This window comes from Nocardioides aromaticivorans (assembly GCF_013408525.1).
GTDB lineage: Bacteria > Actinomycetota > Actinomycetes > Propionibacteriales > Nocardioidaceae > Nocardioides > Nocardioides aromaticivorans.
This window is the reverse complement of record NZ_JACBZM010000001.1, coordinates 1,568,626-1,583,033: the sequence shown is the minus strand read 5'-3', so window position 1 is coordinate 1,583,033 and position 14,408 is coordinate 1,568,626. Positions and strand designations below refer to the sequence as shown.

The window sequence follows — 14,408 nt, the reverse complement described above, 5'->3', positions numbered from 1 at the left end:
GCAGCGAGGCCGCCCGCCCTCGACCACTGGTCGGGGGCGGGCGGCCTCGTGCACGTCCGGACGGGTCAGCGCAGCGCGGCTGCCTCCGCGGCCAGCTTGCTGATCCGCTCCCAGTCGCCGGCCGCGATCGCATCGGCGGGGGTGAGCCAGGAGCCACCGACGCAGCCCACGTTCGGCAGCGAGAGGTACGACGGCGCCGACGCCGGCGTGATCCCGCCGGTCGGGCAGAAGCGGGCCTGCGGGAGCGGGCCCGCCACGGACTTGAGGTACGGCGCCCCGCCGGCGGCCTCGGCCGGGAAGAACTTCATCTCGGTCAGGCCCGCCTCGAGGACCGCCAGCACCTCGGACACCGTGGACGTGCCGGGGAGGAAGGGCACGCCGGTCGCGAGCATCGCCGCGAGCAGGTCGGGGGTGAGCCCGGGGGAGACGAGGAAGCCGGCACCGGCCGCGACCGCGGCCTCGGCCTGCGCGGGCGTCGTGATCGTGCCGGCGCCGAGGGTGATCTCGGGGACCTCGGCGGCGATCGCCCGCAGGGCGTCGAGGGCGACGGGCGTGCGCAGGGTGAGCTCGATGGCGGGCAGGCCGCCGTCGACCAGCGCCCGGGCGACCGGGACGGCGGCGGCGAGGTCGTCGATCACGACGACGGGCATGACCGGGACGATGTCGAGCACGGACGAGGGCGAGGACTCAGGAGCGGACAAGGGGAGCCTCCAGGCTGGCAGCGGCGGCGGGGACGGGGAAGATCGACGCACCCTCGTCGGCCGGTCCGACGGTGGCGCGGAACGCGGCGAACAGCTCGCGACCGGTGCCGGCCCACGTCGTACCCGACGGGGCGGAGCCGGTCGGCTCGCGGTGGGCGAGGTCCGCGTCGACCACCAGCGTGCCGGCGTCGGCGTCGAGGGTGATCAGGTCGCCGTCGCGCACCTTGGCGAGCGGGCCGCCGAGGGCCGCCTCGGGGGTGACGTGGATGGCGGCCGGCACCTTGCCCGACGCGCCGGACATCCGGCCGTCGGTGACGATCGCGACCTTCTGGCCGCGGTCCTGCAGCACGCCGAGGGCGGGCGTGAGCTTGTGCAGCTCGGGCATGCCGTTGGCCGCCGGACCCTGGTAGCGGATCACCGCGACGAGGTCGATGCCGTCGAGCTGGCCGTCGGCGAAGGCGAGCAGGAAGTCGTGCTGGTCGTCGAAGACCCGCGCGGGAGCGGAGACGAACCGGTGCTCCTGCGCCACCGCGGACGTCTTCACGACGCCGGTGCCGAGCGGGCCGCGCACGACCTTCACACCGCCGTCCGCCGAGAACGGGTCCGAGGCCGGGCGGAGCACGTCGAGGTCCAGGCTCTCGGCCGGGCCCGGGCGCCAGGTGAGCTCGCCGTCGATGAGCACCGGCTCCTCGGTGTAGCGGCGCAGGCCGTGCCCGACGATCGTCTCGACGTCCTCGTGCAGCAGGCCCGCGTCGAGCAGGGTGCGGACGAGGAAGCCGATCCCGCCGGCGGCGTGGAAGTGGTTCACGTCGGCGGCGCCGTTGGGGTACACCCGCGCCAGCAGCGGTACGACGGCCGACAGGTCCGCCAGGTCGTCCCAGGTGAGCAGGATGCCCGCGGCACGCGCGATCGCGACCAGGTGCAGGGTGTGGTTGGTCGAGCCGCCGCTCGCGAGGAGCGCCACGCAGGCGTTGAGGACGACCTTCTCGTCGACCATCTCGCCGAGGGTGGGGCTGGCGTCGTACTGCTGGGTCCGGCGCACGGCCACGGCTGCGGCCTCGCGGGTGAGCGCGTCGCGCAGCGGGTTGTCGGGGTTGACGAAGGACGAGCCCGGCAGGTGCAGGCCCATCACCTCCATCAGCAGCTGGTTGGAGTTGGCCGTGCCGTAGAAGGTGCACGTCCCTTTCGAGTGGTACGACGCCGCCTCGGCCTCGAGCAGCTCCTCCCGCCCGACCTTCCCCTCGGCGAAGAGCTGGCGCACGCGGGCCTTCTCCTTGTTGGGCAGCCCCGAGGCCATCGGCCCGGCGGGGACCCACACGGCGGGCAGGTGCCCGAACGAGAGGGCGCCGATCAGCAGGCCGGGCACGATCTTGTCGCAGACGCCGAGGAGCAGGGCGCCGTCGAACATGTCGTGGGAGAGGGCGATGGCCGTCGACATGGCGATCACGTCGCGGCTGTACAGCGAGAGCTGCATGCCGTCGCGGCCCTGGGTGACGCCGTCGCACATCGCCGGCACGCCGCCCGCGACCTGCGCGAGCCCGCCGGCACGGATCACCGCGGCCTTGAGGACGGGCGGGTAGTCGCCGTACGGCTGGTGCGCCGAGAGCATGTCGTTGTAGCTCGTCACGATCGCCAGGTTGGGCTTCTGGCCGCGGGCGAGCTCGATCTTCTCGGGGCCCTCAGACGCGGCGAAGCCGTGCGCGAGGTTGGCGCACGCGAGGCGGCCGCGCGCGGGTCCGCGCAGGGCCGCCTCACGCACGCGAGCGAGGTACGCCGTTCGGGTGGCGGCGCTGCGCTCGGTCAGCCGACGGGTCACGTCGGCGAGGACGGGGTGGAGGGTGGGTGCGGTCATCGAGTTCACTCCTGCCAGGTGCGGCCCTCGCGCGCCAGCAGCGTCGCGGCGGCCGCGGGGCCGTTGGTTCCGGGGTGGTAGCGGACCGGCTCCACGCCGGCCTGCTCCCACTGGTCGAGGATCGGCTCGACCCACTCCCACGCGGCCTCGACCTCGTCGCGGCGCATGAACAGGGTCGGGATGCCGCGCATCACGTCGAGCAGCAGGCGCTCGTAGGCGTCGGGGCTGCGCTCGTCGAAGGCGTCGTCGTAGCTGAGGTCGAGCGAGGCCGGGTGCAGGCGGATGCCACCGGGACCCGGGTGCTTGGCGGTCAGGTGCAGCTGCATGCCCTCGTCGGGCTGCATCCGGATGGTGAGCCGGTTGGGCGTGGTGACGCCCTCGCTGTGCGGGAACATCGCGTGCGGCGGCTCCTTGAAGACGACCTCGATGGTCGACTCCTTGCGGGCCAGCCGCTTGCCGGTGCGCAGGTAGAACGGGACGCCGGCCCAGCGCCAGTTCTGCACCTCGGCGCGCAGCGCCACATAGGTCTCGGTGGTGCTCGGCCCGCCGATCTCCTCGCCGTAGGTCGTGTACTGGCCGCGCACGGTGAGCCTGTCGACGTCGGCGCCGGTCAGCGGCTTGAGGGCGCGCAGCACCTTGAGCTTCTCGTCGCGGACGGGGTCGCCGCCGACGTACGTCGGGGGCTCCATCGCGACCAGGCAGAGCATCTGGAGCAGGTGGTTCTGGACCATGTCGCGCAGCGCGCCGGCCTGGTCGTAGTACCCGCCGCGACCTGCGACGCCGAGCGTCTCGGAGACGGTGATCTGGACGTGGTCGACCCAGCGGGAGTTCCAGACCGGCTCGAGGAAGGTGTTGGCGAACCGGGTGACGAGGAGGTTCTGCACGCTCTCCTTCCCGAGGTAGTGGTCGATCCGGTAGACCTGCGACTCCTCGAAGACCCGGCCGACCGCGTCGTTGACGACCCGCGAGGAGTCGAGGTCGGACCCGATCGGCTTCTCGAGGACGACTCGGCACTGGGGGGTGACCAGGCCGAGGTCGTCGAGCCGGTCGCAGATCGGGCCGAAGACGCCCGAGCCGACGGCGAGGTAGTAGACGCGGATGGTGTCCTCGGTGGCCGAGCCCGGGGTGTCCTTGAGGAGGGCGTGCAGCCCGTCCCAGCCCTCGGGGTCGGTGGCGTCGAGGCGGAGGTGGTGGAGGCGGCTGACCAGCCGGTGCACGGCGCCGGCCTCCAACTGGTCGTCGGGGACGTGCTCGAAGAGGGCCTGGGTGACCAGGTCGCGGTAGCCCGCGTCGTCGAGGTCGTGCCGCGAGACGCCGATGATCCGCGTGTCGGGGTGGAGGTTGCGCTGCCGCTCGCGCTGGTAGAGGCCGGGGAGCAGCTTGCGGAGGGCGAGGTCGCCCGTGCCGCCGAAGACGGTGAAGTCGCAGGCCGGGACGACCAGGTCGGGGATGTGTGCGCTCACAGTCACAACCGTAGGGCCTAACCATGCTCTTGGGAAACCCCACTTAGGTCTCTTTAGGATCTAAGTGGAAGGGCTTAGACTCCGCGCATGGTTGACGTACGGGTGCCGCCGGTGGTGCGGGAGTCCGCCACCGCCGGCGACCTGCTCGCCCTGCTCCGCAGCGGCCGGGCCTCGACCCGCGCCGACCTGCGCACCCTCACCGGCCTGTCCCGCACCGCCGTCGTCGCGCGAGTCAACGCGCTCACCGACGCCGGCCTGCTGCAGCTCGGCGCCGAGCTCGCCTCCACCGGGGGGCGCCCGCCGGGCAGCCTGGTCTTCAACACCGAGGCCGGCGTGGTGCTGGCCGCCGCGATCGGTCGCTCGCGCTCCCAGGTCGCCGTCTTCGACCTCGGCGGCACCGAGCTCGCCTCCTCCGCCGTCGAGCACGAGATCGGCGCCGGGCCCGACGACGTGATGCCCGGCGTCGCCGAGCACCTCCGGGCGCTGCTGGCCCGCGACCTCCCACCGGTCCTGGGCATCGGCGTCTCGCTGCCCGGCGTCGTCGACGCCGACCGCGGCGTCAGCGTCGACACCCCGGTGATGGCCGGCTGGGACGGGGTGCCGCTGGCGCCGTACCTGGAGAAGGTGGCGGACGCCCCGCTCCTCCTCGCCAACGACGCCGACACCATGGCGCGCTCGGAGTTCCTCGGCCACGCGACGACCATCGACGACCTGCTCGTCGTCAAGGCGTCCACCGGCATCGGCCTCGGCGTGCTCGCCGGGGGCCGGATCATCAGCGGCGCGCGCGGTGGTGCCGGCGACCTCGGACACACCAAGGTCCCCGAGGCGGCGGGCCGGCCCTGCCGCTGCGGCGACGTCGGCTGCCTCGAGACGCTCGCCGCCGGCTGGGCCCTCGTCGCCCGGCTCCGCGAGGAAGGCCGCACCGTCGACCACATCCGCGACCTCGTCGCCCAGGCCCTCTCCGGCGACCCCGAGGCCAAGCAGCTGCTGCGCGAGAGCGGCCGCCAGGTCGGCGAGCTGCTCGCCGTGGCGATCAACCTGCTCAACCCGCGCGCCGTCGTCCTCGGCGGGGACATGGCCGGCGCCTACGACGTGTACGCCGCCGGTGTCCGCGAGGCCGTCTACGCCCGCGCCTCCGCGCTGGCGACGCGGGAGCTGCAGTTCCTCCCCGCGACCTACGGCGACCGGGCCGGCCTCGTCGGCTGCGCCGCCCTCGCGCTGGACGCCGTGCTCAGCCCGGCCGCGATCGACACCCGGCTCGCCCGGGCCCGCGGCTGACCCGATCCACCCACCCCCACGAAGCAAGGACCCCCATGCAACAGCGCACCTTCGGACGCACCGGCCGCGACGTCTCCGTGGTCGGCCTCGGCACCTGGCAGCTCGGCGCCGACTGGGGTGACGTCAGCGAGGCCGACGCCCGGGCCGTGCTCGAGGCCTCCGCCGAGGCCGGCGTCACCTTCTACGACACCGCCGACGTCTACGGCGACGGACGCAGCGAGCAGATCGTCGGCCGCTTCCTCGCCGACCACGCGGACGCCGGCTTCACCGCCGTCACCAAGATGGGCCGCCGGATGGAGCAGGTGCCGGCCAACTACGTCATGGCCAACTTCCGGGCCTGGCTGGACCGCTCGCGCCGCAACCTCGGCGTCGACACGATCGACCTCGTCCAGCTGCACTGCCCGCCGTCGGAGGTAATTGACGACGACGCGACCTACGACGCCCTCGACGAGCTGGTGGCCGACGGCGTGATCGCGGCGTACGGCGTCAGCGTCGAGACCTGCGCGCAGGCCCTCTCGGCGATCCGCCGCCCGGGCGTCCAGTCGGTCCAGATCATCCTCAACGCGTTCCGGCTCAAGCCGCTCGACGAGGTCCTCCCCGCCGCCGCGGCCGCCGAGGTCGGGATCATCGCCCGCGTCCCGCTGGCCTCCGGCCTGCTCTCGGGCCGGTACGACGAGACCACCGTCTTCGCCGCCGACGACCACCGCAACTACAACCGCGACGGCAGCTCCTTCGACGTCGGCGAGACCTTCTCCGGCGTCGACTACCGCACCGGCGTCGCCGCGGCGCAGGAGTTCACGGCGCTCGTCCGCGCCACGCTCGGCCCGGACGTCACGCCGGCCCAGGCCGCGATCGCGTGGTGCTGGCAGCAGCCCGGCGTCACCACCGTGATCCCCGGCGCCCGCAGCACCGCCCAGGCCGCCGCCAATGCCGCTGCCGGCCTCGTCGACCCGCTCCCCGACGCCTTCCTCGACGGTGTCCGGGCCATCTACGACCGCGACTTCCGCGAGGCCATCCACCCCCGCTGGTGAGGTCCGCCCGGGCATGATGTCCGGGATGGACCTCACTGTGGGCATCTGCGAGGACGACCCGGCGCTGCGCCGGGCGCTGCGCGGCGCCCTCACCTACGCCGGGCACGACGCGGTGGTCGCCCACAACGGGACCGAGGCACTGAGCCTGTTCGCCACCGCCGATCTCGACGTGATCATCATGGACGTCGGGCTCCCGGACGCCGACGGGCGCGACGTCTGCCAGGCCCTCAAGGCCCGCGGCCAGGCTGCCCCCGTGCTCTTCCTGACGGCACTCGGCGCCGTGCACGACCGGCTGGCCGGGTTCAGCGCCGGCGGCGACGACTACGTGGCCAAGCCGTTCGACGTGAAGGAGCTGCTGGCGCGGGTCGCGGTCCTCGGGCGCCGCGGGCGTCAGCTCGCCCTCCAGCGCGACGACAGTGGGTTGGTGCTCGATCCCGCCACCCACGCGCTGCGGACCGACAGCGGCGAGGTGCTGCTGTCGCCGACGGAGTTCCGCATGCTGGCCGCGGTCGCGGCGCGGCCCGGTGACGTGGTCCGTCGCGCCGCGGTCATCGCCGCGGCCTGGCCCGACGGCGCCATCGTCAGCGACAACACCGTGGACTCGTTGATGCGCCGGGTGCGCGCCAAGCTCGTCGAGGCGGACGCACCTGCGCTGGTGGAGACGGTGCGCGGCGTGGGCTACCGGCTGGGTGCCCGCACGGACGACCAGCCGTGACCTCGGGACCCTCCCCCCGCGGGGGCTCCTTCCGCGCGCAGCTGGTCGTGCTGACCGCGGCAGTGACCGCCCTGGTCGCGGTGGTGCTGACGATCGTCGTCCAGCTCGTGCTGGCGAGTGCGACCACCCACAGCCTCGACACGGTGCTCGAGGACCGTGCCGAGGCGGTGATCGGCTCGGCGTCCGCGGGGCCCGGCGGTGCGGTCGTCGTCCCCGAGGAGCGGCTGGACGCGGGGGTGGCGGTCTACGACGCCGAGGGTCGCCTGGCAGCCGGGACCCCTCCCGCCTCGGAGCGCAGCACCTACGCCGACCTCGCCACCACGGACCGGGTCCGGACCGTCGAGCAGCCGCGGGGCGCGGACGAGTCCCGGGTCCGGGCGGAGCCGTTCACCACGCCGGACGGTGCTGCCGGCGTCGTCGTGGTCACCGAGCGGCTGGCGCCGTACGAGCGCGGCGAGCGCCTGGCCCTGCTGGTCTGCGCGGGGGCGGGCGGGCTGATGGTCGTCCTGGCCGCCGTGCTGGCGTTCTGGGTCAGCCGGCGGGCCCTGGCGCCGGTGGTCGCGATGACCCGCGCCGCCGACGACTGGAGCGAGCACGACCTCGCCCTGCGCTTCGCCCCGGGTGCCGGGCGCGACGAGCTGGCCGGTCTGGGGCGCACGCTGGACCGCCTGCTCGAGCGGGTCGCGCAGGCGATCCGTTCGGAGCAGCGGTTGACGTCGGAGCTCGCCCACGAGCTGCGCACGCCGTTGACCGCCGTGCAGGTCAACGCCGACCTGCTGCTGCTCGACCCCGCTCTGCCGGAGGCGGGACGCGAGAAGGCGGAGGAGATCGCCGGTGCCACGCGCCGAATGGGTGCCGCCATCGAGAGCCTGCTCGAGCTCGCCCGCGCGGGCTCGGCCTCGGCGCCGTCCGGCTCCTGCCTCCTCCTCGACGCGATCGGCGAGGCGCTCGGCTCCACGGCCGGGACCAGGGTCGAGGTCCGGGTCGACCCCGAGCTGCGGGTCCTCCTCCCGGTGGGCCTTGCCGCGCGTGCCCTTGGGCCCGTGCTCGACAACGCGCGGGCCGTCGCCGGCCGCGTCGTGGTGTCGGCGGCGCCGTACCGGCCCGGGTTCGTGGCGGTCCACGTCGACGACGACGGCCCGGGGATCGGTGAGGGCGAGCGGGAGCTGGTCTTCGAGCCCGGTCGTACGACGGGCGGTGGCGCCGGTCTCGGACTTCCGCTGTCGCGACGCATCGCCCGCAGCGCGGGTGGGGAGGTGACCGTCACCGACGGTCCGATGAACACCCGCGTGGTGATCGTGCTCCCGACCGCGTAGGGCGGGTGATCAGGTCCATGTCAGGTTCGCTCGCCGATCCTCTGACCCATGACGACGTCTCCCGCTGCGCCGGCCCGCGTGCTGCCGCGACAGATGCTCAACAAGGTCCCCGAGGTCACCGTCTGGTTCTGGATCATCAAGATCCTCTGCACGACCGTCGGTGAGAGCTTCGCCGACTACGTCAACGAGACCCTCGGCTTCGGCCTGCTCCCGACGGCGATGCTCTTCACCGTGGTGTTCGTGGTCGTGCTGGCCGCGCAGATGCGGCTGCGGGCCTACGTCCCGGCGGTCTACTGGCTGACGGTGGTGGTGGTCAGCGTGACCGGCACGCTCTACACCGACATCCTGACCGACCGGCTGGGCGTTCCCCTCTGGATCAGCAGCACCGTGTTCGCCGCGCTCCTCGCAGCGGTCTTCGGCGCCTGGTACCTCCGGGAGCGGACCCTCTCGATCCACAGCATCGTGACCACCCCGCGCGAGGCGTGGTACTGGCTCGCCGTCCTGGTGACCTTCGCGCTGGGCACGGCGACGGGCGACTGGACGCTGCAGCTGACCGGATGGGCGCCCGGCAAGTCCGTGCTGCTGCCCCTCACCCTGATCGCCGTCATCGCCGCGGTGTGGAGGTACGGCGCCAACCCGGTCCTCGCGTTCTGGCTCGCCTACATCCTGACCCGTCCGCTCGGTGCCAACATCGGCGACTGGCTCGCCTCGCCGTCGGACGAGCAGGGCCTCGGCCTCGGCACCCTCGGGACCAGCCTGGTCTTCCTCGGAGCGATCCTGGCGGCCGTCGTCTACCTGTCGATGTCCCGCGCCGACGTGATCGTCGAGGGCGCCGCGACCGCCGCGGAACGGTCCCGCACGCCCGTGCGGGAGCGGGTCTCGCTCGCCGTCCTGGCGGCCGCGGCGGTCGCGACATTCGGCCTGTTGTCGTGGGCGAACGCGCAGCCGCACAGCGACGCCCTGGCCGCGGAGGAGGGCGCCGCACCCTCGTGCTCCGACGGCGGGAGCCCGGACATCGCGGCGTTCCCGGCCGGTGACGTCGCGAGCTTCCGCTCGATCTCGCAGGACACCCGTGACCTCGTGGCGTCCGGTGACCAGACCGGTGCCGCATCCCGCGCGACCGACCTCGAGACGGCCTGGGACGACGCGGAGTCCCGCCTGGTGGCGAAGGACTGCGTCACCTGGACCTATGTCGACCACGAGATCGACGCGGTCCTCACCGCCGTCCGCAGCTCCTCGCCCGACCAGCAGCAGGAGTCCGGGGCTCTCGACGACCTGCTCGGGACCCTGGGCTGAGGCCGACCGCCCGGGCCGCCCGCGGCGGCGGGGACCGCACCGTCCAGCACGGTGCGGTCCCCGCCGACCAGCTCCTGCCGGCCGCTACCTGTGGACCCCGACCCGCATCGTCGCCGTGGCGGCCGCGACCGAGGCCGAGCCGCCGTACGACGCCCGGATCGCGTGCGTTCCCCTCGGGAGCCGCAGGGTCACGACCGCCGTTCCGGACCGCAGCGTCGGCACCGACATGCGGCGACCGTCGACCAGGACGGTGACCCGGCCCGTGGTCGTGGTCCCGGCGGGGACGGAGGTGACGGTGATCCGCAGGGTCAGCTTCTGGCGGGCCTTGGGGGTGCTGTCGGACAGCCGCAGCCGCACCGTCGACCCGGCCTTGGCGACCGGCTTCGTCGCGGCCGAGGTGGCGCTGCCGGCCGGGCCGGTGGCCGGGGTGGCGGTGACCTCGACCGACAGCCGGTGGCCGACGTCGGCCCCCCGGGCGACGTACGACGACGCGGTGGCGCCGGCGATCGTCGTACCGTCGCGCCGCCAGCGGTAGGTGAACGAGAGCCCCGTCCGGTCCCACGTCCCCGGCTTCGCCACCAGCTTGCGGCCGACCTGCGCGGTGCCGGTGATCGTCGGCAGCGCCGTGTTGACGGGCGCCTCGGGCTCTGGCTCCGCCAGCGGGTCGACGCTGGTGAGGGTCGGGGTGACGACCTGCATCAGCCCGTCCTCGCCGAAGGTCAGCCGGTCGATCGTGGTCTCCCGGTGGGTGCCGTCGCCGCCCGGCATGCCGAAGCGGTGGTAGGCGATGTACCAGTCGTCGGTGCCCGGGACGTTGACGATGGAGCTGTGGCCGGTGCCGAGGATGCCCTGCGACGGGTCCTTCTGGAGGATCACGCCGCGGTAGGTCCACGGGCCGTCGATGCTCGTCGCCGTCGCGTAGCCGACCCGGTAGTCCGGCGATCCGGTGTCGTCGATCGAGTAGGTCAGGTGGTAGGTCCCCTGGCGGTAGTTGACGAACGAGCCCTCACGGAAGCTGGTCAGTCCCGTGATCCTGCCGAGGGTCTCCGCCTTGATCGACAGCATGTCGTCGGACAGCTCGGCGTACACCGGCGAGCCGTTGCCCCAGAAGAGGTAGTACTTGCCGGTCGCCGGGTCGCGGAAGGCCGCCGGGTCGATCGCCTGGCCCGACGTGACCGCCTCGTTGTTGAGGATCATCGCCTCCGGCTGGGCCGTGAACGGGCCCTCCGGGCTGTCGGCGACCGCGACCCCGATGGTCTTGCGGTTGTACGTCGGGTTGTGGCCCGAGAAGTAGAAGTAGTACTTCCCGCCGCGCTCGATGATCGTCGGCGCCCACGCGTTGCCCGACGCCCACGGCACGTTGCCGTTCGCCCCGTCGAGGGTGAGGAACGGCTGCTCCGAGCGCTCCCAGTCGACGAGGTTCGTGGACTTCCAGACGTAGAAGTCCTTGCCACCCCAACCGGGAGTGCCGTCGGTCGTCGCGTAGATGTAGTAGGTGCCGTCGAAGACCGCGATGTTCGGGTCGGCGTACAGGCCCGGCAGCACCGGCGACCTCATCTCGACCGCTCGCACCGTCCATGCCCGCGTCGCACCGCCCGGGGCCGTCACCGTCACGGTGCGCGGCGACGAGTAGTCCGCCGGTCCGTCGACGTCGAGCGTCGAGCCGGCCTTCACGTCGTACGACGGGTCGAGGGCGGTCCGGTCGGTGCCCGGCTCGACCGGCAGGGTCACCGTCGACGAGGCGCTGTCGATGACGGCCGGGACCTTGAGTGTGCCGAGGTCGACGCCCAGGATCGCGGTCGGGTCGGCGGCGAGGTCGCGCACCTCGGCGCCGGTGAGGGCGCGGTTGTAGAGGCGGAAGTCCCGCACCCGGCCCTTGAGGTACTTGTCGGCCGTGTAGACCGAGCGACCGATGTAGTTGGCGCTCGTGCGGCCGTCGCCGATGTCGCCGGGCTTGATGGTGACACCGGTCTTCTCGCCGACCTTCACGCCGTCGAGGTAGAGCGTCGCGGTGCCGTCCTGCAGCGTGTAGGTCAGCGTCCTCCACGCACCGCGGCCGAGGGCGGCGCCGCTGGTGGCGGTCTGCTCGGTGTTCCAGTTCCCGCTGGCGATCGACGTGCGGTAGGCGCTGTTGCCGGTGGTGAAGAGGTAGCCGTTGCCGGCGCCGCCGCTGTCGGTGTTGCCGAGGCCCCAGATGAAGTACGGCGTCGCCTGGGTCGGGTCGACCCATACCTCCGTCGACACGGTGATCGCGTCGAGGCCGGCCATCATGTCGTCGGGCAGCTTCACGTGGCCGTTGGTGCCGCCCAGGCTCAGCGCGCCGTCGGTCCACGTCGTGTCACCGGAGACCGTGCCGTCGTACCCGTGGCCGGAGGAGTCGGCGGCCACGGAGCCGCTCGTCTCGTCGAGGGCGTAGTGCGCGACCAGGCCGTTCTCGTCGGCCTCGACCGGCGTCGGCGGCTCGGGGACGACGATGCCCTCGCGCAGGCTGTCGAGCTCGGCCTGAGTGACCGGGATGACCGTGCCGTGGCGCGGGCTCGCGGGCAGGTCGTAGCTGCTCGCCACCTGCCAGTCGGGGTTCTCCAGGTCGTCGGTGCCGAGCGGGATGTAGCCACGGCCGCCGTACTCGTCGACGAAGAGGTAGTAGTTGCTGCCCGAGTCGTCGCCGGTGTTGGCCTTGAAGATCGACGGGCCCTCGACGGCGGACGTGCCGGCGTTCTTGCCGATGCAGCCCTCCTGGAACGCCCAGGCCTTGCTGCCGACCAGGTCGGGCTCGGTCAGGGAGTCGTTCTTCTCCTGGATGATGTCCGAGCAGCCCGTGGTCCCGGCGCCCTCGTCCTTGGTGAAGCGGTAGTAGGTGCCGTTGTCCTTGATCACCGTGGAGTCGATCCGCGACGACCCGATGTCCTGCCAGATCTTCGCCTTGCTGAAGGTCACGAAGTCGCGGGTGGTGGCGTAGAGCATCCGGTTGTAGGTGCTGCCGGTGTGGTTGGGGTCGTCCTCGGCGTACAGCTTGGAGGCCCAGAACACCACGAACTGCTGCAGGTCCTCGTCCCAGTAGGCCTCCGGCGCCCAGGTGTTGCCGGCGGTCTCGGGGGAGACGAGCACGTGCCGCTGCTCCGACCAGTTCTTCAGGTCGGTCGACTCCCAGACCTCCAGGTAGCGCGAGCCCGTTCGCTGCGAGCGGTCCCAGTCGCCGTTGCGACCGATCGAGAGGTCGGTGGCGATCAGGTAGAACCGGTCGCCCTCGGGGGAGCGGATGAGGAAGGGGTCGCGCAGGCCCATCTCGCCCATCGTCGACTCGAGCACCGGCTGGCCGTCGTTGAGCTCGTCCCACGTCAGCGCGTCGTTGCCGCGGCTCGCGGCGAAGTAGATCTTCTCCCCGGCGATCGAGTTGCCGGTGAAGTAGCTGAACGCATAGCCCGTGTACGCCGCCGACGCGGGCGACGCCCGCACCGTCAGCTCGATGTCGCGCGTCGCCGTGGCGGATCCCACGGTCACGGTGGCGGTGAGGGTCACGGTGGTGTCGCCGGCACCGTGGGCGGGCCGGTGCACGACGCCGTCGGCAGCCACGACGGCCGGCTCGGCGCTGGCCCAGCTGATGGTCGCGCCGCCGGCGCCGGTCTCCGGGAGGGTGAGGCTGCCGCGCACGTCGTCGGGGTGGACCAGCTCGATCGCGGCTGCGGCGGCGTCGGCCTTGGCCTGGTCGCTGTCGTCGGCCGGGACGGTGGCGACGAAGGTGCGGGTGGCGGTGCCGGTGCCGCGGGTCAGGGTGGCGGTGAGGGTGACCTCGGCGGGGCCGTCGCCGGCGCCGGGGCGGGTCACCGCGCCGGAGGTCGAGATGACGGCGGGGTCCGAGGACGCCCAGCTGATGGCGGAGCCGAAGGAGCCGGTCGTCGGCAGCGTCAGGTCGCTCGTCACGGACGAGAGGTCGCCGAGGGTGAGGGCGTCCTCGTCGGCGGCGAGGCGGTTCGCGTCGGTCAGCGAGATCTGGGCGACCTCGCTCGCGCTGAGCGCCCGATTGTAGATCCGGAAGTTGCGGACCTTGCCCTTGAGGCTGTTGTCGGCGGCGTAGGTGGACTCGCCGAGGACGTTGTTGGTGGTCGTGCCGCCGCCGATGGCGCTCGGGAGCACGGTGACCGCGGTGTTCTGGCCGACCTGCGCGCCGTCCTCGAACAGGGTGCCGGTGGTGCCGGTCTGCGTGTAGGTCACGGACTTCCAGACGCCGCGCGCCAGGTTGCCGCCACTGCTGCGGGAGGTGACCTTCTCGCCCGACCAGTTGCCGGTGGTGATGCCCGCGCGGAAGGCGTTGCCGCTCGCGAAGAGGTAGCCGTTGCCGGACGAGGAGGTGGCGGGGTTGCCCAGGCCCCAGAGGAAGAACGGGGTGGCCTGGCTCTGCTCCACGAACACGTCGAGGTGCACGGTGATCGCGTCGAGCCCGGCGGTGACGTTGTTGGGGAGCTTCACGTGGTCGTCGACCCCGTCGAGGGTGAGCACCCCGTTGCCCCAGCTGCCGCCGACGAGGGTGCCGTCGCGGCCGTTGCCGGAGCTGTCGGTGACGGTCGTGCCGGACGCCTGGTCGAGGTCGTAGCGCAGCACGAGCCCGTCGGTGACATCGGCGGCGAGCGCCGGGCGGGCCGTCGGCACGAGCAGGAGCAGGCCGCCGACCAGGGCCAGGACCAGCAGGGCGGGGAGACGGCGCAGGGCCGTCGGCAGGTGGGGCATCGTTCCTCCGTGTGTGAGCGCTAACACGGGA

At 72.9% G+C, this 14,408-nt stretch carries 9 protein-coding genes; 5 read left to right on the top strand and 4 right to left on the bottom strand.

Features of this window, described 5'->3' with window-relative positions:
- Nucleotides 1-65 precede the first annotated feature (65 nt).
- The 3 genes from eda to zwf are packed head-to-tail and all read right to left on the bottom strand — an operon-like array spanning nt 66 to nt 4,016.
- On the bottom strand, nt 66-701 hold the full coding sequence (gene eda, locus BJ993_RS07430; RefSeq protein ID WP_179648266.1) for a bifunctional 4-hydroxy-2-oxoglutarate aldolase/2-dehydro-3-deoxy-phosphogluconate aldolase: 636 nt from the start codon (nt 699-701) through the stop codon (nt 66-68).
- Nucleotides 688-2,553, bottom strand: coding sequence for a phosphogluconate dehydratase (edd, locus tag BJ993_RS07425; protein ID WP_179648265.1), 1,866 nt, complete (start codon nt 2,551-2,553; stop codon nt 688-690). Before edd ends, eda begins: the two co-directional genes overlap by 14 nt.
- Before the next feature lie 5 nt (nt 2,554-2,558).
- A complete protein-coding gene (gene zwf, locus BJ993_RS07420) occupies nt 2,559-4,016 on the bottom strand; it encodes a glucose-6-phosphate dehydrogenase (protein WP_207007099.1) in 1,458 nt (485 codons plus the stop codon).
- An 87-nt stretch (nt 4,017-4,103) separates the two neighbouring features.
- On the opposite strand from zwf, the gene BJ993_RS07415 reads away from it, so the two are divergent.
- From BJ993_RS07415 to BJ993_RS07395, 5 genes are read left to right on the top strand one after another with little or no spacing between them, the layout of a single operon-like run.
- Nucleotides 4,104-5,294, top strand: coding sequence for an ROK family protein (locus BJ993_RS07415; protein WP_179648264.1), 1,191 nt, complete (start codon nt 4,104-4,106; stop codon nt 5,292-5,294).
- Between the two features lie 35 nt (nt 5,295-5,329).
- Entirely contained in the window at nt 5,330-6,325 is a 996-nt protein-coding gene (locus tag BJ993_RS07410) for an aldo/keto reductase (protein ID WP_179648263.1), read from the top strand.
- A gap of 25 nt (nt 6,326-6,350) precedes the next feature.
- Entirely contained in the window at nt 6,351-7,040 is a 690-nt protein-coding gene (locus BJ993_RS07405; RefSeq protein ID WP_036549046.1) for a response regulator transcription factor, read from the top strand.
- Nucleotides 7,037-8,356 carry a sensor histidine kinase gene (locus BJ993_RS26525; RefSeq protein ID WP_179648262.1) on the top strand — a complete coding sequence of 440 codons (1,320 nt, stop codon included), beginning with the start codon at nt 7,037-7,039 and terminating at the stop codon, nt 8,354-8,356. Before BJ993_RS07405 ends, BJ993_RS26525 begins: the two co-directional genes overlap by 4 nt.
- Nucleotides 8,357-8,404: 48 nt before the next feature.
- Nucleotides 8,405-9,652 carry a COG4705 family protein gene (locus BJ993_RS07395; protein WP_179648261.1) on the top strand — a complete coding sequence of 416 codons (1,248 nt, stop codon included), beginning with the start codon at nt 8,405-8,407 and terminating at the stop codon, nt 9,650-9,652.
- 84 nt (nt 9,653-9,736) lie between these two features.
- Here the strand turns inward: BJ993_RS07395 and BJ993_RS07390 are convergent, their stop codons facing one another.
- A complete protein-coding gene (locus tag BJ993_RS07390; protein ID WP_179648260.1) occupies nt 9,737-14,377 on the bottom strand; it encodes a family 43 glycosylhydrolase in 4,641 nt (1,546 codons plus the stop codon).
- Between the last annotated feature and the right edge of the window lie 31 nt (nt 14,378-14,408).